Consider the following 19,218-nt stretch of genomic DNA (forward strand, 5'->3'; position numbering starts at 1 on the left):
TCCGTCAACGGTGTAATCGCTGCTTACATTCACGTTCGGGTGATGCTAGAAGGCGCCATGCCCATCCGTCAGACGTCCAAGCCCCGCGCCCGCCGCCGTCCTTCGGAAGCCCGGCCGTACCACCACGGTGACCTTCGCCGTGTGCTGATCAATGCTGCGCTGCAACTGGCGGAGGAGGGCGCCGAAGTCTCCGTCCGGGAGGCCGCGCGCCGGGCTGCCGTGTCGCCGGCGGCACCGTTCCGGCACTTTCCGAGCCGTGACGCCTTGATGGCGGCGGTGGCTGAGGAAGCGCAGCGGCGCCTTCGGACCGAGATCGAGGCGGCGCTGGGCGAGGCCCTGGCCACCGATCCGCTCGGCCGCTTCCGCGCCTTCGCTCTCGCCTACCTGCGTTGGGCGATGCGCAATCCTGCGCATTTCGAGATCATCTCGACGGGACGCTACTTCGCCCATGGCAGCTCCGCGGAACTGACCCGCGACAATGCCGAGCTGATCGCTCTGACGGAGCGAATACTGGCCGAGGCGGCGGAGCAGGGCCTGCTGCGGCCTGCCGACCTCAAGCGCATCCAGATCGCCGGCCGAGCCCTGGTCTACGGTTTTGCCCGGATGAACCTCGATGGCCACTTCCCGCGCTGGGGCGTCGAGGAGGGCGAGATCGAACGGATGGCGGAGGGGGTGATCGACCTGTTCATCGCCGGGATCGCCAAGCGCTAGCGTTGCTCGCCGTGCGGCACATTCGCTCGCCGCTAAGATTAAGCGAAGGTCGGGCCATTGCGCGCGTTGCTTGTCCTTGACCGTTCCGTTACAGTTTTATGACACGGTGCAGGCTTCCGGCTGCGCCGGGCGCCGTGGCCGTTTTCGACCGGCCTGACGGCTTGGCATCACTGCGCCGGACCTCAGTTTAGCGTGTCGTCGATGGCGTCCGCGCCCAATCCAGGTCCTTCTGCCACGACCGCCGTGCTGGCGAGCGTCGCCGCGCTCGGCATCTGGCGGCTGCTCGCGGTTGCCGCGCCGCATCTGGCGGCGCTCGCGCTGATGTACGAGACCGAGACCGATTTCGGCTCGCGCCTCTCCTTCGTGCTCGCCTGGGGCATCCTCAACTTCTTCTGGCTTACGCTGCTGCGGCGGCCGGCGCTGTCGGGCGCGCTGTCGCTGACCATGGTCGTCGTGCTGGTGCTGCTGTCGCGGCTCAAGCACGACGTCGTGCAGATGACGGTCAACTTCATCGACCTGATGATGATCGACCGCGACACCGTTGCGTTCCTGTTCACGATCTTCCCGAACCTGCGCTGGTCGGTGATCCTGACTGGCCTCGTCACGCTGCCGCTGATGTATGCGCTGTGGTGGCTCGATCCGTTCCGCATCCGCCGCCTGCCGGCGCTGACCTGCAAGCTCGCTTGTCTCGCCGCGCTGGTCGGCTATTCGCTCTATCATCCGGACGAGGCCTGGCGCGGTTACTACGACGACGGCTATCTCTCGAAGTTCTTCCGATCCGGCGTCAGCGCGGTGTCCGACTTCGCGCAATACGGTTTCATGGAATCGGCCATCTCGACCGACGAGCGGCTCAACATGCCGCTGGTCGATGCCTGCCATCCCGCGGGCCGGCGGCCGAACATCATCATGGTTCATGATGAATCGAGCTTCGACATCCGCGCCGCGCAAGGAATCAAGGTGCCGACGGGCTATGGCAGTCACTTCAAGTCCTGGGACGGCAAGCAGCGTACGTTTCTGGCCGAGAGCAATGGCGGGCCGAGCTGGTTCACCGAGTACAACGTTCTTGCCGGCCTGTCCTCGCGCTCGTTCGGCCGCTTCGCCTATTTCGTGACGCGCATCGCGACGGGCCGCGTCGAGCGCGGCCTGCCGCTGGCGCTTCGCCGTTGCGGTTACGATACCCTGTCGCTCTATCCCGCCTATGGCGGCTTCATGGGTGCGCGCAGTTTCCAGATGACGACCGGCATCGAGCGCTTCCTCGACTCCAAGGATCTCGGCGCCAAGGACGTCGAGCCCGACAGCTTCTTCTACGACAAGGCGCTCCGGCTGATGGGCGAGCGGACGCCGAACAAGCCGCTGTTCACCTTCATCTATCTCGGCGCCAATCATTTTCCCTGGGAGACGCGCTTCCGTCCCGATCTGATGCCGAACTGGCGCGCGCCGGGCAATGTGGCGTCCATCGACGAATATCTGAGACGGCAGGCGATGAGCGCCGAGCAGTACAGGGCTTTCGTTGCCGGCCTGAAAAAGAATTTTCCCGGGGAGCCCTTCCTGATCGTGCGCTATGGCGATCATCAGCCCGAGTTTGCGCCTGCGATCCTCGAGCCCGGGCTCGACGAAGGCGCTCTCGGCAAGAAGCTCGACGCCTACGATCCGCGCCTCTATGCGACCTACTACGCGATCGACGCCGTCAATTTCGAGCCGGTGAAAAGCGAAGCCGTGATGGACACGATCGACGGCCCCTATCTGCCGCTGGTGATCCAGGAAGCCGCCGGCATCCCGCTCGACCCGTCCTTCGCCGAGCAGAAGGACATCATGCTCCGCTGCAAGGGCGTCTTCTACGGCTGCAAGGACGGCGCCGAAGCGCGGCGGCTGAACCGGCTGCTGATCAATGCGGGGATGATCCGGGGGCTGTAGCGGCCCGGCCAATGCCTTGGACGTGCCTGCATATTCCTGCTGATCCTCCGTCGTTCAATATTTTGTCGATTTGTATTTTGTTGATTTGTGCGATGTTCCTGCGCCTGCTGTCGCCGCAATTTCTCGTGCTTTGGGCCTTCATCGGCTCGACCCTGGCCGTGCACTTTCGCGGGGAAGTGCGGCTCGGCTTCTGGCGTCAGCTCTCCGACCATTCGACGCTGACCGCCCCGTACAACGTGCTGATGTACATGTTCTCGGTGGTACCAAACCGGCCAATCCTGAACGTCGGCATGATCCCCGAGCTCCGTATTCTGCGCGACAATTGGCAGACCATCCGTGCGGAAGCGCAACATGTGTTCGCGCAAGGCGGCATCAAGGCCGCCGACAAGTACAACGACTGGGGCTTCAACTCCTTCTTCCACACGGGCTGGAAGCGCTTCTATCTGAAATGGTACGAGGCGCCGCTGCCTTCCTGCCGCTGGGCGGCCGGCTCGTGCAGCACCGCGATCCCTATGCCGGCTCGTTGCGCTATCACCTCGGCCTCCAGGTGCCGGCCTCCGCCGGCGAGTGCCGCATCTTCATCGACGGGCAGCCCTATAGCTGGCGCGATGGCGAGGGTCTGCTGTTCGACGAGACCTATCTGCATTATGCGGAAAACACCACCAGCGAGGATCGCCTGATCCTGTTTTGCGACGTCGAGCGGCCGCTGACGGCGCACGCGATGAGCGCGGTCAACCGCTGGGTCGCGCGTCACATCATCAACCAGAGCGCGACGCAGAACGTCGATGGCGAACGCGTCGGCTGGATTAACCGAATCTTCGCCTATGCCTACCAGATACGCCTCGTCGGCAAGCGCATGAAAGCCTGGAACAAACGGATCTATTACGTGGTGAAGTACGCCCTGATCGACGCGCCGCTGGCCGCGTTCCTGGCGACGGCGTTTGCGTGACAGCATCGTATTACAGAGCCGTAATCTTGCGAGCGCGCATGCCGTCTTCAAACTAAAGTTTGAGCCGAAGAGGGGCGAAATCACCAACTTGTAACTGGCAGGCCGCTTCGTCTCCAAAACTTTGTCACGATTCCTTCCATCATCCGGTAAGCCGCGACTATCATCTTTCCGGCGGCACGATGCCCGTCCCTGATCCATCCACCTTGCAGGAGTATTGTCCATGCGAGCGCTTGATGCTGCGCGTCTTGCATTTGCCCTCATGCTGCTGAGCCCAGCCGCCCGCGCGGCCGAAGCCGTGCACGACATCAAGGGCCTTTATCTCATGACCGACTATCCGGCGGTCACGGTGCGACCCGGCACCACCGCCAATATTGCCTTGCGCTTGCAGGACTATGGTCTCGCGCCGGAGCGTTACCAGCTTTCGGTGGCAGGCGTGCCGAGCGGCTGGACGGCCACGCTGCTCGGCGACGGCCAGCCGGTCGGCGCGGCGATGCCCGCGCCTGACGGCAGCGTCGCGCTTCAGCTCAGACTCGACGTGCCCGCCGGCAACGATCTCAACGCGCATACGGTCACGGTCAAGGCCGAGGGGCAAGGCAGCAGCGTCGAGCTTCCGATAGCGGTGTCGCTCGCCAAGGAGCTGCCCGCGAAGCTCAGCGTGAAATCGAGCCTGCCGTCGTTGCGCGGCAGTCCGAAATCCAACTTCGACTATACGCTCTCGATCAAGAACGACTCCGGTCGGAATTTCGTCGCGAGCTTCGCGGCCGAAGCGCCGGCGAACTTCGAAACCTCGTTCACCGAGGCTTATGGCACGCAGGAGCTGTCCTCGATCCCGATCGATGCCGGTCAGTCCAAGGACATCAAGCTGAAGGTGCGCCCGCCCACGACAGTCGATGCTGGCCATTTCCCGGTGAAGGTGACGGTGAAGGCGGCTGACGCGTCGGCATCGACCGAGCTCGCACTCGACGTGGTCGGCGAGCCGCAGCTCCAGATTTCCGGGCGCGACGGCCTCTTGAGCGCGCGCGCGGTTGCGGGCAAGCAAAGCTCGATCCCGATCGTCGTGACCAACACCGGCACGGCGCCGGCCGAGAATATAGCGCTGGCCGGAACGGCACCGAGTGGGTGGAAGGTGACATTCGAGCCGGCGACGATCGACCGCCTCGTGCCTGGCAAGGACAGCGAGGTGCAGGCGTTGCTCACGCCGAGCGACAAGTCGCTGGCCGGCGATTACCAGACCAATATCCGGGCGACTTCGCGCGGAGAAAGTGCGTCCAGCCAGTTCCGCATCACGGTCGCCACATCGACGGTGTGGGGCATGGCGGGTGCCGGCGTCATCGGCGTCGCGCTGTTGTTGATGCTGGGTGCGGTTGCGAGGTTCGGACGGCGATGAGCGAACAACAGATCGAGAGCAAGAGCGTGTCGCGCGATCTCGTCATCAGTGCGAGCGGCCTGACCAGGCGCTATGGAAACTCAGCCGTCGTCGATGCCATCGACTTCGGCATCACCCGGGCCGAGGTGTTCGGCCTGCTCGGCCCGAACGGCGCCGGCAAGACAACGACCATCCTGATGATGCTCGGCCTAACCGAGATATCGTCGGGTGAGGTCAGCGTGCTCGGCTTCAATCCCGCGCGCGAGCCGCTGAAGGTGAAGCGGCGCGTCGGCTATCTGCCGGACGCCGTCGGCTTCTACGATCAGCTTACGGCCACGGAAAACCTAGCCTACACCGCCAAGCTGATGGGTCTTGCGCGCGCCGAGCGCGCGCGCCGGATTGAGGCTGCGCTCGCGCGCGTCGGTCTCGCTGAGGTTGCCGCCAAACGTGTCGCGACCTTCTCGCGTGGGATGCGGCAGCGGCTGGGTCTTGCCGAGATCATCATGAAGCGTGCCGAGATCGCGATCCTGGACGAGCCGACGTCCGGGCTCGATCCGCAGGCGACGCAGGAGTTCCTCGGACTGATCGGGGAGCTGAAAGCCGAGGGTGTCACCGTGCTGCTGTCATCCCACATGCTCGACCAGGTGCAGCGCGTCTGCGACCGCGTCGCGCTGTTCCGCGCCGGCCAGATCGTGCTGATGGGTACGGTGCCGGAGCTTGCGGTCAAGGTGCTAGGCGCAGCCTTCGTCGTAGAGGTCGAGGCCGAGGGGCCCGGCATCGCCCGGCGGCTAGCGATGATCCCGGGCGTCACCGAGGTGGAGACCCTGGCCGCCGATCGTTTCCGCATGACTGCCGAGCGCGACGTGCGGCCGGATGCAGCCCGTGCCGTCGTCGCGGTCGACGGGGCGCTGCGAAGACTGTCGGTCGACGAGCCGAGCCTCGAAGCGATCTATGCGCACTATTTCCATGCGCAGCCAACGGGAGACGTTCGTCATGCGGCGTGAGGGATCACCGTTCCAGGGACTGTCGACCGTGTTCGTCAAGGAGCTGGCGGACCATGTCTCCAGCATCCGGATGCTGATGCTGGAGCTCCTCATCGTCTTTACGGCGCTCGCCGCGCTTTATGAGGCGATCAGCAGCCTCAGGCAGAACACTGCCGAAGATCCGTTTCTCCTGCTGCGGCTGTTCACGATCGACCAGGCGCCGTTGCCATCCTTTGTCGCGATCCTCGGCTTTCTCATTCCGCTGATGGCGATCGGGCTTGGCTTCGATGCCGTCAACAACGAGCACAACAGGCGGACGCTGTCGCGCATCCTGGCACAGCCGATCTACCGCGATGCGCTGCTGATGGGGAAGTTTCTCGCGGCCCTCGCCACCATCGGCATCAGCCTCGCGGCGTTGTGGCTGCTCGTCATCGGCCTTGGCCTGATCTTCCTCGGCGTGCCCCCCGGCGGCGAGGAGATCGCGAGATCATTTGTGTTCATGATTGTGGCGATCTTCTATGCCGGTGTCTGGTTGTCGCTTGCGATGCTGCTGTCGATCGTGTTCCGTTCGCCGGCCACCGCGGCGCTGATCTCGCTGGGCATATGGCTATTCCTGACCGTACTCTGGCCGATGCTGACGCCGGCCCTTGCGCAAGCGATTGCGCCGTCCGATCCGCGCTATGCGCTGCTCGGCTTGAACGATCCGGCCACCGCGGTCTGGACGCAGGAGCTGTTGCGGTTGTCGCCAAACGATCTGTTCGGGGAAGCGATGCTCGCCGTGCTGTCGCCGACGACTCGGACGCTCGGACCGGTCTTCCTCGATCAGCTGCGGGGCGCCGTGATGGGTGCGCCGCTGCCCTTCGGCGAGAGCATCATGATTGCATGGCCGCAGACTGTCGGCCTGATTGCGGGCACCATCGTGCTGTTTGCCTTCGGCTACGTGCTGTTCCAGCGGCAGGAAGTGAGGGCCTGAACTGATTGCGCTTTGCCCTCTGTCCCTCCAGAGACGCGCGAGAGGGGTAGCCGAAGTCCCCCATCGCGGCTACTCCCTCAACCTATGCCCTACCGTCGCCCGATCTTTTCCCACAACCACCTTGCCACCACCTCCGGCGACGAATTCGCATCGTTGCCGGCCGCGCGCAAGTTTGCTTCTCGCATGGTGCCGATGTCGATCTTCCCCAGCAGCGGCTTGAGCGCCGCCTGCAATCGCTCGTCGCCGGCGCGCTTCGGCGCGAGCAGCAGGATGGCATCGTAGGGCGGGATCGCGTGCCTGGGATCGTCGAGCGCTGTGAGATCGTATTTCGCGATCAGCCCGTCACTGGTGTAGCCGGCGATGACGTCGACCTCGCCGCTGGCGACCGCTGCATACATGAAGTCCGGCTGCATCTGGCGCTGGGCGCGGAATTGAAGGCCGTAGGCCTTTTGCAGCGCCGCCCATTCGGGGCGCGAGAAGAACTCGTAGTCGCCGGCAATCGACAGCGTCGAGGCGTGTGCGGCAAGATCGGCGATGGTGCGGATGCCAAGCGCCTCGGCGCGCTTTTTCGGGATCACCAGCGCATAGGCGTTCTCGAAGCCGAGTTCGCCGAGCAGGGTGATGTTCTGCTTCGCGAGCTCCGTCTTCAGCTCCGCCACCAGCTCGGCGCGCGGCTTGATGTCGGTGCGATGCAGCTGGTTGGCCCAGAGCGTGCCGGAATAGTCGATGTAGAGATCGATGTCGCCGGCCTTCAGCGCCTCGAAGATCACGCTCGAGCCGAGGCCCGACCGCGCCGTGGCCGACAGGCCCGCCACCTGGAGACGATCCCTGAGCAGGGCCGACAGCACATATTGCTCCGCAAAGGTCTTGGCGCCGACGATGTAACCCTGCGACGAACCGCCCATCGTCGGCACCAGCGTTGCCGCGACCAGAGCCGCGATCCCGACTGCGCCGAGTCCGGTGCGCAGGCGGCTGCGGCGGCGCAGCCCGCCCTCGATCAGGCCGAGCAGCTGATCGACGGCGAGCGCGAGCAGGGCGGACGCAAAACAGCCGAACAGCACGAACACCCAATTCTGGGTCTGCAGCCCCGCAAAAATGTAGTTGCCGAGGCTGGTCTGCCCGATCGGGGTCGAGAGCGTCGCGGTACCGATCACCCACACTGCGGCGGTGCGGATGCCGGCCATCATCACCGGCAGCGCCAGCGGCAACTCGACCATGACCAGCGATTGCCGTGTGGTCATGCCGACGCCCTCAGCGGCTTCGATCAGCGCCGGATCGATGCCGTTCAGCCCGGTGATGCCGTTGCGCAGCACCGGCAGCATCGAATACAGCGCCAGCGCCAGCATCGCCGGCAGGAAGCCGAACGCCGAGAAAGAAACGCCGAACCAGGCGAGCGTCAGGGACGCCGCCGCCAGCAACAACGGATAGAACAGCGCCAGCAGCGCCAGTCCCGGCACCGTCTGCACGATGCTGGCGAGCGCGAGCAGGATGCCGCGCGGCGCCGGACGGTTGCGCGTCAGGATCGCCAGCGGCAGGCTGACGATCAGTCCCAATGCGAGCGCGGCAAGGCTCACGCGCACGTGGTTGCCGAGATAGTCGGGCAGATGCGACAGCGCCTCGCCCCAGCGCGGATCAGTGAAGAGGCTCATGCCGCACCGCTTTGCGGCAGCAGCGCGTTCAGCCGTTCGACCTGGCGCCGCGGCGTGCGCAACAGCTCCAGCACATAGGCCTCGCCGCTCGTGGAGAGCGCCGCGGGCGTGCCCTGCGCGAGCAGCTTGCCTGCGCGCATCACCGCGATGCGGTCGGCAAGCAGGATCGCTTCCGTCATGTCATGCGTGATCATGACGGTGGTCAGGCCGAGCTTGCGATGCAGTGAACGATAGTCGTCGCCGAGCGCGTCGCGGGTGAGGGGATCGAGCGCGCCGAACGGCTCGTCCATCAGCACGATGCGCGGTTTTGCCGCGAGCGCCCGTGCCACGCCGACGCGCTGGCGCTGGCCGCCGGAGAGCGCCTCCGGCAACCGGTCGCGGTGGGCGGCGCGGTCGAGCTGCACGAGCTCCAGCAATTCGTCGACGCGTGCTGCGATATCCGTCGCCGGTGCCCCCAGCAATCTCGGCGTGATCCCGATATTGTCGGCGACGCTCAGATGCGGGAACAGCCCGCCGCTCTGGAAGACATAGCCGATCCGGCGCCGCAGCGCGACCGGATCGACGTTTTGCACGTCCTCGCCCTCGACCGTGATGGTGCCGTGATCCGCCTCGATCAGCCGGTTGGCGAGCCGGAGCAGTGTCGTCTTGCCCGATCCCGAGCCGCCGACGATGGCCACAAACTCGCCCTCGGCGATGTCGAGCGACACATCATCCACGGCCTTGAGAGAGCCGAAGCTCTTGGTGATGTGGGTGTAGCTGATGGCAGGTTTAGAAGGCATCCGACGCGGCTCACTCTTCCTTACCTTCCCCTGGAGGGGGAGGGTCGCTCGCGCGAAGCGCGGGCGGGGTGGGGTGATCTCTCAACACGGGCGGTGTTGGACGTGGAGGGACCGTCACGCACCCCGGCAAGACCCTATGCGTAGCACGCTTGGCGGGTTGATTGAACTTGGCCGCGCGAGCGGCTAAGGCATCGGACCAAATTCGGAGGGAACACATGACGACGCCCACGGCAGTGGCGCTGGAAGATGCCAAGGTCGCGTTCCGGCTGGGGGACGGACGGGTCTATACGGCGGTGGAGAAGGCGCATCTTTCGGTCGCCCAAGGCGAGTTCGTCGCCATCGTTGGCCCGACCGGCTGCGGGAAATCGACGCTGCTCAATGTCGCGGCCGGCCTGCTGAAGCCGGCGGCCGGGAGCGTCAAGATCTTCGACCGGCCGCTCGCGGGGCTGAATCGGGATGCCGGCTACCTGTTCCAGGCCGATGCGCTGTTCCCCTGGAAGACCGCGCTCGACAACGTCGCAATCGGGCTCGAGATCAAGGGCACCCCGCGCGCGGAGGCGCTGCCGCGGGCGCAGAAATGGCTGACATCGGTGGGCCTTGGCGCCTTCGCGGGGCGCTATCCGCACATGCTCTCCGGCGGCCAGCGCAAGCGCGTGGCGCTGGCGCAGGTCCTGATCCGCGACCCAAAAATCCTGCTGATGGACGAGCCGTTCGGACCGCTCGATGCGCAGACCCGCCAGGTGATGGGTAATCTGCTGCTCGATCTCTGGAACGCCGACCGCAAGGCCGTGCTGTTCGTGACCCATGACCTGGAAGAGGCGATCGCGCTCGCCGACCGCGTTGTGATCATGTCGGCGGGGCCGTCCTCGCGCATCATCGGCGACTGGCGCGTCAGCCTCCCGCGTCCGCGCGACATCTTCGAGGTGCGGCTGGACAAGGAGTTCCATGCGCTCCACCGCGAGATCTGGAGCGTGCTCAAGGACGAGGTCATGAAGGGCTACGCGCAATCCACCCAAGCGGCGGAGGCGGTCTGATGTCGCGCCCGACGCTGCTTGCGCTGCAGGTCCTGGTCGCAGTCGTCTGCATTGTGCTGTGGCAGGTGCTGTCGACCGTCCCCGTGTTCGGCAAGATCCTGCTGCCGCCGTTCTTCTTCTCCAACCCGTTCGACGTGTTCAGCCAGATCGTGAAGTGGTTTTCCTCCGGCGTGATCTGGAAGCATCTCGGCATTACGCTCGCGGAATCGATCCTGGCCTTCGTGATCGGATCGCTCGGTGGCGTCCTGGTCGGCTTCTGGTTCGCGCGCCAGCCGCTGGTCGCCGCGGTGTTCGACCCCTACGTGAAAATGGTCAACGCACTGCCGCGCGTCGTGCTGGCGCCGATCTTCGCGCTGTGGCTCGGGCTCGGCATCTGGTCCAAGGTCGCGCTCGGCGTGACGCTGGTGTTCTTCATCGTGTTCTTCAACGTCTATCAGGGCGTCAAGGAGGTCAGCCGCACCGTGCTCGACAACGGCCGCATGCTCGGCATGAGCGAGCGGCAATTGATGCAGCACGTCTATTGGCCGTCGGCGCTGTCGTGGATGTTCTCCTCGTTGCACACCTCCGTCGGCTTTGCCGTGGTCGGCGCCGTCGTCGGCGAGTATCTTGGATCGGCGGCCGGTCTCGGCTACCTGATCCAGCAGGCGGAGGGCATGTTCGACGTTGCCGGCGTGTTCGCCGGCATGTTCGTGCTGTCGGCCTTCGTCATCCTGATCGACTACGGGGTCACGCTGGTGGAGCGGCGTCTGCTGGTCTGGCGGCCAACCGCGTCGGACGGGCGCGGCTAGGCCGCCGCCCCCGACAGCTGACATTTATGTGATCGACCAGCCGGAATAGAACGCGCGCCCACGCGTCAAACCCCCATGCAACCACCTGCATGGGAGTTCAGGATGCCCCCCTCACAGTTTCGCCCCGCGGTAGCGGCGCTCGCAGGCAGATGCCGATGGCCGAGGCCTGGGCTCGGCACAGCGTTCCTTGCCGCGCGCATTCTCGTCGCTTTCGCGCTCCCTCCAATCGTCTTCGCGCACGAGTCCCATCCGAACCCACCTGCTGTGCCGAGCACGGAAGAGAGCGCCTTTCTGCAAGAGAACGATGCCGCCATGACCAGGATGATGAACGACATGGCGGTCAAACCGACCGGCGACATCGATCGCGACTTTGTCGCGATGATGAGCCCGCATCATCAGGGCGCCATCGACATGGCCGTGATCGAGTTGCGGTACGGTAAGAACGAGCAGCTTCGGCGCATCGCTCAGGAAATCATCGTCGACCAGATGCAGGAGATCGCTGCCATGAAGCTCGCCATCGGCGAGCCGGCGACCGACACCACGCCTGCTCCGACCCAGCCGCAATCCGTTCCCATCGCAACCGTTCATCATCATCCTGTGATGCAGATGGACATGTCCACTGGAATGAAGAAGTAGGAGCGGCAGATGACCAGGTCTCGAAGCCATATGATGAAGACCATTTTCCTGGCGGCCACCATGCTCGCCACCGGCTCCGTCGCATGGGCAGGGCAGGCGCCGGGCGCGCTGTCCTCCACCGACATTCCGATCAGTCATCACGATCGGGTCTACGCGGCTGAGCAGTTCTCGAACACGGTTTCGGTCACCGACCCCGTCGACAACAAACTGCTTGGCGTAATCCGGCTTGGTGACCCGCAACCCGGCAATTTCAGCCCGCTCTACAAGGGCCAGGTGCTCGTGCACGGCATGGGTTTCTCGCCCGATCACAAGACGCTGGCCGTGGTGTCGATCGGCTCGAACTCAGTGAGCTTCATCGACACCGCGACCAACGCGGTCAAGCACGTGACCTATGTCGGGCGGTCGCCACACGAGGCGTTCTTTACACCCGACGGCAAGGAGGTCTGGGTTACCGTCCGCGGCGAGAATTACATCTCCGTCATCGACCCAACGAGCTTCAAGGAGAAGACCCGCGTCACGACGCCGAACGGGCCGGGGATGCAGATATTCTCACCTGACGGCAAATACGGCTACATTTGCTCGTCCTTCAATCCCGAGACCGATGTCGTCTCGGTCGCCGAGCACAAGATCATCGCCACGGTGAAGCAAGAAAGCCCGTTCTGTCCGAACATCGCGGCGACGCCCGATGGAGACCAGGTGTGGTTCACGCTGAAGGACGTCGGCCGTACACAAGTGTTCAACGCCAGGCCACCGTTCAACGCAATCAAGACGATCGACACCGGGCCCATCACCAATCACGTCAACTTCGCGCACACCGCCAAGGGCACGTTCGCCTATGTCACCGTCGGCGGCTTGAACGAATTGAAGGTGTTCCGCACCGACGACTTCTCGCAAGTCGCCACGATCCCGGTCGGCAATCTGCCGCACGGCGTGTGGCCGTCCGGCGACGGCACCCGCATCTATGTGGGGCTGGAGAACGCCGACGCGCTCGCGGCTATCGACACCGCGACCAACAAAGTGGTTGGGAACATTCCGATCGGCCAGGCGCCGCAAGCGATCGCCTATGTTCCGAATGCTGCGCCTGACCCGGATGACCGCCAGAACCTGCAGGCACTCGGCGTGGCTGGCCAGGTCGCTCATCTGGCGCTCGCGTCGAAAGACGGCACAAAGCACGGTAAGGCGCCGACCACCGTCTCGCTGTTCGATCAGGGCCTGATCCAGATCCTGCAGGCTTCGGTGACGGGACTTCAGCCCAAGCAGAAATATGTGTTGGCGCTTGCGGAGCGTAGTGACGGGGGCGGCCCATTGCAGCCGCTGGCAGCCTTCATGACCAATCCGGCCGGATCCGCTATCGTCAACGCGGCCGGTCCGATCCGGCAGATCGTCGACCAGTCTGCCGCGGCCGCAAAGCGCTATTTGGTGATAGCGTCCGGCGACGCGGCGATGCCGGGCGAGGCGGTCCAGATCGAGACTCAATGATTCCGGTTCGAACGCCAATGGAGAGATGGCGGAGCGCGTCATGAAGGACATGCTGGTTCAAGTCGAGCTGCTGATCCCCGCGCTCCGCCGCTATGCGCGCGCGCTCATGCGCGAACGCGCCGCGGCCGACGATCTGGTTCAGGATTGCCTGGAACGCGCCGTCGGCCGCTGGCACCAGCGGCGCGATGGCAGCGTGCGCGCCTGGCTGTTCACCATCCTTCACAACCTGGCTGTCACTCAGTTTCGCCAGGCGACAGCGCGGGGCAGGCATATGCCGATCGACGATGCAGGCGAGCGGGAACTTGTCAGCGCGGCGGAGCAAGAGCACAGGCTGATCTATCAGGACGTCCTGGGCAAGCTTGCAAAACTCCCGGAGGAGCAGCGGGCCGTGTTGTTGCTGGTCGCAGTCGAGGATCTCTCCTACGCGGATGCGGCAGTGGTGCTGAACATCCCGATCGGGACCGTGATGTCGCGCCTGTCGCGTGCGCGGGAGAGGCTGCAGCAGGAGATGGATGGCGTTGCGGCGGGAAATGTCGTGGCTTTGCGGAGCGTGAAATGAACCAGCGGCCGATCACCGAGGATGATCTCCACGCCTATGTGGACCAGGCGCTCGAGCCCGAGCGTCGCGCGGAGGTCACATCCTATCTGGACGATCATCCGGATGTTGCCGCGCGCGTTGCGGCCTTCGCTACCCAGCGCGAGCAGCTGCGCGGCGCGCTTGCGCCGATCGCCGACGAGCCGTTGCCGGCAGAATTAAACTTGTCGCGCATCATCGAGAGCCGAAAACGGCGTCCCCTGCGAACGTGGGGAGCGATCGCTGCGATGTTGCTCCTCGGTGTCGGCGGTCTCGGCGGGTGGACCATGCGCAGCGTGTTGCAGGAGGGCTCTAACGGACTGTCTGCGCTGGCACAGGAGGCAGCCTATTCTTATGGCGTCTACGCACCGGACCGCGTGCGTCCGGTCGAGATTCGCGCCTCCGAGAGCGCGGAGCTCACGCGATGGGTCTCGACCCGGCTGAAGCAGCCGGTGAAGGTGCCGGACCTCTCTGTCTCGGGCTATAGGTTGATGGGGGGGCGCTTGGTTGCGACGTCCCATGGCCCGGCCGCGATGTTCATGTACGATGACGATCGTGGCGACCGTCTCGTTGTGCTGACGCGTCCGATGAGCAACCGCAATCTGGACACGCCTATGATGCCGCAATCGACCGGCGATGTCGCGGGCTTCGTGTGGGCGGATGGCGGCATGGGTTACACGCTCGTTGGCCAGCTCCCGGGGGAGACCCTCAAGCCGATCGCGAACGAAATCCGGAAGCAGGCGCGCCCGATCTAGCGCCGGAATTTACCAAGCGGGTCCGCGCAGCGGCGCGAGCCCGAACATTCGCCCCGCGCCGGTTGAGGTGATCTCAATCCAGCAGCTTGGTATCATCCGGCGCCTGCGGCGGCGTCTTGATCGCGATGGCCTTGACCTGGCCGCTGATCGGCTTGGTGCCGCCATGCGGCGTGCCCTTGGGGATGATGACGAGGTCGCCCGGCTTGACCGTGACCTCCTTGTCGCCGAGCCAGATCGTTCCGGTGCCGTCCAGGATATACTGGATCTCGTTGGTGTTGGGATGCATGTGCTTGGGGACGTTGCCGACCTGGATCGAGATGGTGGCGCCGTCCGCGCTTGCGAACATTTTTGAGCGGTAGCCGACATTGTTGGCGGGCCCGAGCGCGTCGCCTTCCATCTCGCCGGTGTGGACGAGCTGCGCGGTGATGTTCTCGGCGGCCAGCGCCGGTCGAAGCAACTGGTTGGCGCCGCATCCGGCGGCAAAGGCGACGGCGATCGACAGTCCGGCAGCAAGGCGATTCATGGATGATTCTCCCCATCAGGAATTGTTCTTGTCTGGGCATGCTATTGCGCCGAAAGGCCGGTGGCGAGTCGCATTTAGGCAGTGCTTCTCAAGCCGGCCCCGCTGCTCTATGGTGCCGCCAGCCGAACGGAGGAACCCAATGAAGAACACGATTGCCAGGCTCGCCGGCGCGCTGCTCGCGCTGACGCTCACCACCTCGCTTGCCGCGGCGCAAAGCAAGGTGACCATCGCGGTCGGCGGCGGGGCCTGCCTGTGCTATCTGCCCACGGTGCTGGCCAAGCAGCTCGGCGAATACGAGAAGGCCGGCCTCAACGTCGAGCTGGTCGACCTCAAGGGCGGCTCGGACGCACTCAAGGCCGTGCTCGGCGGCAGCGCCGACGTGGTCTCCGGCTATTTCGACCATTGCGTCAACCTCGCCGCAAAGAAGCAGGAGCTTCAGGCCTTCGTGGTCTATGACCGCTATCCCGGCCTCGTGCTGGTGGTTTCGCCCGCGCACACGAACGAAATCAAGTCGGTCAAGGATCTCGCCGGCAAGAAGGTCGGCGTCAGCGCACCCGGCTCCTCCACCGACTTCTTCCTCAAATACATGCTCAAGAAGAACGGGCTCGATCCCGCCGGCACCGCCGTGATCGGCGTCGGCCTCGGCGCCACCGCGGTTGCCGCGATGGAGCAGGGCCAGATCGATGCGGCCGTGATGCTCGATCCCTCCGTCACGGTGCTCCAGGGCAGCCACAAGGATCTGCGCATCCTCAGCGACACCCGCACCCAGAAGGACACGCTCGAGACGTTCGGTGGCGAATATCCGGGCGGCGCGCTGTATTCGACCGCGGCCTGGGTCAACGGCCACGAGAAGGAGACGCAGGCGCTCACCAATGCGATCCTCGCCACGCTGGCCTGGATTCACTCGCACTCGCCCGAGGAAATCATGGCGAAGATGCCGGAAGAGACGGTCGGCAAGAACAAGGACCTCTATCTCGCCGCGCTGAAGAACACGATCCCGATGTTTTCCGAGACCGGCAAGATGGACCCGAAGGGCGCGGACGCCGTGCTCGCCGTGTTCAGCGTCGGCTCGCCGGAGGTCGCCAACGCCAAGATCGACGTCGGCAAGACCTTTACCAACAAATATGTCGAGCAGGCCAAGAAGACCACGGGGAGCGCCAAATAACAGACGCGAAGGCGTGGTAACCGACCCGTCATGACATCCCCGGTCATTCATCGCGTCACGTCGCTTGATCTTGCCGTGCGCCAAGGCGTCTGGCCGTTCGCCGAGGAGCGACGCGCCGAGATCGCGGCGCATTTCGCCGAGAAGCAGCGCGAGCGGCCGAAGATCTGGAACGGGCGCGTTCTGCTCGGGCGCGATCCCGTGTTCTCGGACGGCCATCTCGCCGCGACCTATTTCGAGACCGATTTCGCCAGCTTCCTCGCCTGGCGCGACTGGGGCTTTCCCGATCCTGCCGTCTTCAACGGCTTTGGCATGGGCGCGCTGCGCACCTCCGACGGCGCCTTCGTGATGGGCGAGATGGCGCAGCACACCTCCAATGGTGGGCGCATCTATTTCCCCTCGGGCACGCCCGACCCCGAGGACGTCAGGGACGGGGTGCTCGACATTCCCGGCAGCGTCGTTCGCGAGATCGCGGAGGAGACCGGCTTGACCACGGCCGACTACGCGGCGGAAGCGGACTGGCACTGCGTGGTCAACGGCCCCTCGATCGCGATGATACAGGTTCTCAACCTGGATATGCCGGGCGAGGCGATCCGCGCCCGAATCGAAGCCAATCTGGCGCGCGAGGCGGAGCCTGAGCTGTCGGCCATTCATCTCGTGCGCGGGATGGATGATCTCACGCCGAGCATGCCGCGATTTGTCACGGCCTTCATCGCGCAGCAGTTCGCCTCGCGCTGACGCGCGAGACTTGACATCGCTGCGCGCAGCCCATGTGATGGGCAAAAAGCAAAAGCAAGAAGAATGCAATGCACAATCGTCCAGGGAGGTTTAGATGCGCCTGCGCATGGCTGCCCATTTGGTACGTGGGCTATTGGTCGCGATATCGGCGACGGGCTTGGCGGTCTCCGCCCAGGCCCAGGACAAGAAGATCAAGATCGGCGTGGTGTTCGACCTGACCGGACCGCTCGCAGGCGGCGGGTCCGAGCTCAACTATGTCGGCGCAAAGATCATCCTCGACCATTTCGCCAAGACCGGCGTCGAGGGCTACAAGATCGAGGCGGTCTACGCCGATGCCCAGAGCAAGCCCGACATCGCCATCAACGAATCCGTCCGCCTGCTCGAGCAGGAGAAGGTCGACATGGTGCTCGGCTTCTTCTCCTCGGCACAATGCGTGCCGGTCGCCGCCCGCGTCGAGCAGCTCAAGAAGTTCATGTGGATGACGACCTGTATCTCGTCGGCCGTGTTCAACGAGAAGGGCTACAGATACGTCTTCCGCCCGCAGGCGAGCGGCGACCAGTTCGGCATGATGACGATGGATTTCATCGCCCAGAACGCCAAGGCGAAGTTCGACAAGGAGCCAAAGGACCTGCGCGTCGCCATCATCCACGAGGACGGCGCCTATGGCGTCGACGTCTCCAAGGGCAATGAGGCCGGTGCCAAGAAGGCCGGCTTCAACGTCGTGATGAAGGAAGGCTATTCGGCGACCGCGCCGGATCTTTCCGCGCTGGTGACCAAGCTGAAGCGCGCCAAGCCCGACGTCATTTTCCACACCGGCTACAACCCCGATATCACGCTGCTGCTGCGCCAGGCCCGCGAGCAGGGCCTGAAGTTCGGTGCATTGATGGGGCATGGCGCCGGCTACGGCGTCTATGAGAAGCTGAAGGAGGGCATGGGCGCGGACGCCACCTATATCTTCAACGCCGACCCGATCTCGATCTGGCTTGCCAACCAGAAGACCATGGACCCCAAGCTCCCGGCCGTGATCAAGATGGTCGGCGAGGAATTCGACAAGATCAGGCCCGGCGTCGCCATCCGCTCCGCCCATATCGGCATCGGTGCGTCCAACACTTATGTGTTCATGAGCGACGTGCTGCCGCGCGCGATCAAGAAATATGGCGGGGTCGATCCCGACGCGCTGCGCAAGGCGGCGCTCGACACCGACCTCCCCGAGGGCGGCACCATGCTCGGCTTCGGCGTCAAGTTCTACGGCGAGGGTACGCCGATGGCCGGGCAGAACGAGCGTTCGTTCCCCGTGGTGATCCAGTATCTCGACGACAAGTCCCATGTGGTGTGGCCCAAGAGCCAGGCGCAGCGCGAGGCGGTGCTGCCGCTGCCGAAGGGCACCACCTACAGCAACCAGTAGCGCAAATACTCGGAGCAAGGAGGGCGGGGCGGTGTTGGAAGTCAGCGGGCTGGTGAAGCGGTTTGGCGGCTTCACCGCCGTGAACAACGTGTCGTTCAAGGTCGAGCAGGGCGAGATCCTCGGCCTGATCGGCCCCAACGGCTCGGGCAAGAGCACGATCTTCAACATGCTCTCCGGCACGCTGGCGCCGACGTCAGGATCGATCCTGTTCGCTGGCTCCGAGATCGCGGGCCTCGCGCCGCACCGGATCATCAACCGCGGCATCGGCCGCACCTTCCAGATTCCGCGTCCGTTCCGCCGCCTGACGATTTTCGAGAACGTCGCGCTCGCCGGCTTCTACGGCCAGGGCCGCCACAGCCGGATCAAGGCGGAGGAAGCCGCCGAGCGCTCGCTCGCGATGGTCGGCCTGCCGACCGATCGCCATGCCAGCGTCGATGGCTTAGGGGCGGCCGGCCTGAAGAAGCTCGAATTGGCGAAAGCACTCGCCACTGCACCCAAGCTGCTGCTTGCCGACGAAAGTCTCGGCGGTCTCGACGAGGCCGAGATGGGCCAAGCGGCCGACATGCTGCGCAACATCCGCGACGAGCTCGGCATCACCATCATCTGGGTCGAGCACATCATGGGCGTGCTGATGCGCGTCGTCGACCGCGTCATGGTGCTGGATCACGGCGAGAAGATCTCGGAAGGCCTGCCGAGTGCGGTTGCCGGCGATCCGCGCGTCATCGAGGTCTATCTCGGCACCGATGCCGAAACCACGCAGGCCGCGGCTGCCGCAGCGCGCCGTCGCGCGGGAGGGTAGC

The 19,218-nt window shown here is 64.7% G+C and carries 19 protein-coding genes; 16 read left to right on the plus strand and 3 right to left on the minus strand.

The window, feature by feature from the left end; translation table 11 throughout:
• Positions 1-57: 57 nt before the first annotated feature.
• From AC1RUR_RS03120 to AC1RUR_RS03145, 6 genes are all read left to right on the plus strand, one after another.
• Positions 58-711, plus strand: a complete 654-nt coding sequence (locus tag AC1RUR_RS03120) for a TetR/AcrR family transcriptional regulator (protein WP_492841193.1) — start codon at positions 58-60, stop codon at positions 709-711.
• 201 nt (positions 712-912) lie between these two features.
• Positions 913-2,625 (plus strand): sulfatase-like hydrolase/transferase, encoded by a 1,713-nt coding sequence (locus AC1RUR_RS03125; protein WP_492841195.1) that lies wholly within the window; start codon positions 913-915, stop codon positions 2,623-2,625.
• Between the two features lie 448 nt (positions 2,626-3,073).
• Positions 3,074-3,574, plus strand: a complete 501-nt coding sequence (locus AC1RUR_RS03130; RefSeq protein WP_492841197.1) for an aspartyl/asparaginyl beta-hydroxylase domain-containing protein — start codon at positions 3,074-3,076, stop codon at positions 3,572-3,574.
• A 220-nt stretch (positions 3,575-3,794) separates the two neighbouring features.
• A complete protein-coding gene (locus tag AC1RUR_RS03135; RefSeq protein WP_492841199.1) occupies positions 3,795-4,961 on the plus strand; it encodes a COG1470 family protein in 1,167 nt (388 codons plus the stop codon).
• Positions 4,958-5,944 (plus strand): ABC transporter ATP-binding protein, encoded by a 987-nt coding sequence (locus AC1RUR_RS03140; RefSeq protein WP_492841200.1) that lies wholly within the window; start codon positions 4,958-4,960, stop codon positions 5,942-5,944. Before AC1RUR_RS03135 ends, AC1RUR_RS03140 begins: the two co-directional genes overlap by 4 nt.
• A complete protein-coding gene (locus AC1RUR_RS03145; RefSeq protein WP_492841202.1) occupies positions 5,934-6,896 on the plus strand; it encodes an ABC transporter permease in 963 nt (320 codons plus the stop codon). Before AC1RUR_RS03140 ends, AC1RUR_RS03145 begins: the two co-directional genes overlap by 11 nt.
• A gap of 89 nt (positions 6,897-6,985) precedes the next feature.
• Here the strand turns inward: AC1RUR_RS03145 and AC1RUR_RS03150 are convergent, their stop codons facing one another.
• On the minus strand, positions 6,986-8,545 hold the full coding sequence (locus AC1RUR_RS03150) for a glycine betaine ABC transporter substrate-binding protein (protein WP_492841204.1): 1,560 nt from the start codon (positions 8,543-8,545) through the stop codon (positions 6,986-6,988).
• Positions 8,542-9,324, minus strand: coding sequence for an ATP-binding cassette domain-containing protein (locus AC1RUR_RS03155; RefSeq protein WP_492841206.1), 783 nt, complete (start codon positions 9,322-9,324; stop codon positions 8,542-8,544). The genes AC1RUR_RS03150 and AC1RUR_RS03155 overlap by 4 nt, the downstream gene beginning before the upstream one ends.
• 215 nt (positions 9,325-9,539) lie before the next feature.
• Here AC1RUR_RS03155 and AC1RUR_RS03160 point away from each other — a divergent pair, with 215 nt between their 5' ends.
• From AC1RUR_RS03160 to AC1RUR_RS03185, 6 genes are all read left to right on the plus strand, one after another.
• Positions 9,540-10,358 (plus strand): ABC transporter ATP-binding protein, encoded by an 819-nt coding sequence (locus AC1RUR_RS03160; protein WP_182869394.1) that lies wholly within the window; start codon positions 9,540-9,542, stop codon positions 10,356-10,358.
• The gene (locus AC1RUR_RS03165) at positions 10,358-11,146 is read left to right on the plus strand and encodes an ABC transporter permease (protein ID WP_492841209.1); all 789 of its coding nucleotides are present in this window, start codon (positions 10,358-10,360) and stop codon (positions 11,144-11,146) included. The genes AC1RUR_RS03160 and AC1RUR_RS03165 overlap by 1 nt, the downstream gene beginning before the upstream one ends.
• A gap of 102 nt (positions 11,147-11,248) precedes the next feature.
• Positions 11,249-11,782, plus strand: coding sequence for a DUF305 domain-containing protein (locus AC1RUR_RS03170; RefSeq protein WP_492841211.1), 534 nt, complete (start codon positions 11,249-11,251; stop codon positions 11,780-11,782).
• A 9-nt stretch (positions 11,783-11,791) separates the two neighbouring features.
• Complete coding sequence (locus tag AC1RUR_RS03175; RefSeq protein ID WP_492841213.1) at positions 11,792-13,261, plus strand: YncE family protein; 1,470 nt, start codon at positions 11,792-11,794, stop codon at positions 13,259-13,261.
• A gap of 40 nt (positions 13,262-13,301) precedes the next feature.
• Positions 13,302-13,820 carry a sigma-70 family RNA polymerase sigma factor gene (locus AC1RUR_RS03180; RefSeq protein ID WP_492841215.1) on the plus strand — a complete coding sequence of 173 codons (519 nt, stop codon included), beginning with the start codon at positions 13,302-13,304 and terminating at the stop codon, positions 13,818-13,820.
• Positions 13,817-14,590 (plus strand): anti-sigma factor family protein, encoded by a 774-nt coding sequence (locus AC1RUR_RS03185; protein WP_492841217.1) that lies wholly within the window; start codon positions 13,817-13,819, stop codon positions 14,588-14,590. Before AC1RUR_RS03180 ends, AC1RUR_RS03185 begins: the two co-directional genes overlap by 4 nt.
• 73 nt (positions 14,591-14,663) lie before the next feature.
• On the opposite strand, the gene AC1RUR_RS03190 is transcribed toward AC1RUR_RS03185, so the two are convergent.
• On the minus strand, positions 14,664-15,113 hold the full coding sequence (locus tag AC1RUR_RS03190) for a cupin domain-containing protein (RefSeq protein ID WP_492841219.1): 450 nt from the start codon (positions 15,111-15,113) through the stop codon (positions 14,664-14,666).
• Positions 15,114-15,252: 139 nt separating this feature from the next.
• On the opposite strand from AC1RUR_RS03190, the gene AC1RUR_RS03195 reads away from it, so the two are divergent.
• The 4 genes from AC1RUR_RS03195 to AC1RUR_RS03210 all read left to right on the plus strand — a co-directional run bounded on the left by AC1RUR_RS03195 (position 15,253) and on the right by AC1RUR_RS03210 (position 19,217).
• Positions 15,253-16,278 (plus strand): ABC transporter substrate-binding protein, encoded by a 1,026-nt coding sequence (locus AC1RUR_RS03195; RefSeq protein WP_492841221.1) that lies wholly within the window; start codon positions 15,253-15,255, stop codon positions 16,276-16,278.
• 30 nt (positions 16,279-16,308) lie between these two features.
• A complete protein-coding gene (locus AC1RUR_RS03200) occupies positions 16,309-17,013 on the plus strand; it encodes an NUDIX hydrolase (protein ID WP_492841223.1) in 705 nt (234 codons plus the stop codon).
• A gap of 94 nt (positions 17,014-17,107) precedes the next feature.
• Positions 17,108-18,418 (plus strand): ABC transporter substrate-binding protein, encoded by a 1,311-nt coding sequence (locus tag AC1RUR_RS03205; RefSeq protein ID WP_492841225.1) that lies wholly within the window; start codon positions 17,108-17,110, stop codon positions 18,416-18,418.
• Between the two features lie 31 nt (positions 18,419-18,449).
• Positions 18,450-19,217, plus strand: a complete 768-nt coding sequence (locus AC1RUR_RS03210) for an ABC transporter ATP-binding protein (RefSeq protein ID WP_492841227.1) — start codon at positions 18,450-18,452, stop codon at positions 19,215-19,217.
• The last annotated feature ends 1 nt before the right edge of the window (position 19,218 follow it).

It is taken from the genome of Bradyrhizobium sp. GW821-FHT12B03 (assembly GCF_058807535.1).

What these genes read in the sequence shown, in the direction of transcription:
- AC1RUR_RS03120 (WP_492841193.1), top strand. Translation starts at nt 58, where the DNA reads ATGCCCATCCGTCAGACGTCCAAGCCCCGCGCCCGCCGCCGTCCTTCG.
- AC1RUR_RS03125 (WP_492841195.1), top strand. Translation starts at nt 913, where the DNA reads ATGGCGTCCGCGCCCAATCCAGGTCCTTCTGCCACGACCGCCGTGCTG.
- AC1RUR_RS03130 (WP_492841197.1), top strand. Translation starts at nt 3,074, where the DNA reads ATGGTACGAGGCGCCGCTGCCTTCCTGCCGCTGGGCGGCCGGCTCGTG.
- AC1RUR_RS03135 (WP_492841199.1), top strand. Translation starts at nt 3,795, where the DNA reads ATGCGAGCGCTTGATGCTGCGCGTCTTGCATTTGCCCTCATGCTGCTG.
- AC1RUR_RS03140 (WP_492841200.1), top strand. Translation starts at nt 4,958, where the DNA reads ATGAGCGAACAACAGATCGAGAGCAAGAGCGTGTCGCGCGATCTCGTC.
- AC1RUR_RS03145 (WP_492841202.1), top strand. Translation starts at nt 5,934, where the DNA reads ATGCGGCGTGAGGGATCACCGTTCCAGGGACTGTCGACCGTGTTCGTC.
- AC1RUR_RS03150 (WP_492841204.1), bottom strand. Translation starts at nt 8,545, where the DNA reads ATGAGCCTCTTCACTGATCCGCGCTGGGGCGAGGCGCTGTCGCATCTG.
- AC1RUR_RS03155 (WP_492841206.1), bottom strand. Translation starts at nt 9,324, where the DNA reads ATGCCTTCTAAACCTGCCATCAGCTACACCCACATCACCAAGAGCTTC.
- AC1RUR_RS03160 (WP_182869394.1), top strand. Translation starts at nt 9,540, where the DNA reads ATGACGACGCCCACGGCAGTGGCGCTGGAAGATGCCAAGGTCGCGTTC.
- AC1RUR_RS03165 (WP_492841209.1), top strand. Translation starts at nt 10,358, where the DNA reads ATGTCGCGCCCGACGCTGCTTGCGCTGCAGGTCCTGGTCGCAGTCGTC.
- AC1RUR_RS03170 (WP_492841211.1), top strand. Translation starts at nt 11,249, where the DNA reads ATGCCCCCCTCACAGTTTCGCCCCGCGGTAGCGGCGCTCGCAGGCAGA.
- AC1RUR_RS03175 (WP_492841213.1), top strand. Translation starts at nt 11,792, where the DNA reads ATGACCAGGTCTCGAAGCCATATGATGAAGACCATTTTCCTGGCGGCC.
- AC1RUR_RS03180 (WP_492841215.1), top strand. Translation starts at nt 13,302, where the DNA reads ATGAAGGACATGCTGGTTCAAGTCGAGCTGCTGATCCCCGCGCTCCGC.
- AC1RUR_RS03185 (WP_492841217.1), top strand. Translation starts at nt 13,817, where the DNA reads ATGAACCAGCGGCCGATCACCGAGGATGATCTCCACGCCTATGTGGAC.
- AC1RUR_RS03190 (WP_492841219.1), bottom strand. Translation starts at nt 15,113, where the DNA reads ATGAATCGCCTTGCTGCCGGACTGTCGATCGCCGTCGCCTTTGCCGCC.
- AC1RUR_RS03195 (WP_492841221.1), top strand. Translation starts at nt 15,253, where the DNA reads ATGAAGAACACGATTGCCAGGCTCGCCGGCGCGCTGCTCGCGCTGACG.
- AC1RUR_RS03200 (WP_492841223.1), top strand. Translation starts at nt 16,309, where the DNA reads ATGACATCCCCGGTCATTCATCGCGTCACGTCGCTTGATCTTGCCGTG.
- AC1RUR_RS03205 (WP_492841225.1), top strand. Translation starts at nt 17,108, where the DNA reads ATGCGCCTGCGCATGGCTGCCCATTTGGTACGTGGGCTATTGGTCGCG.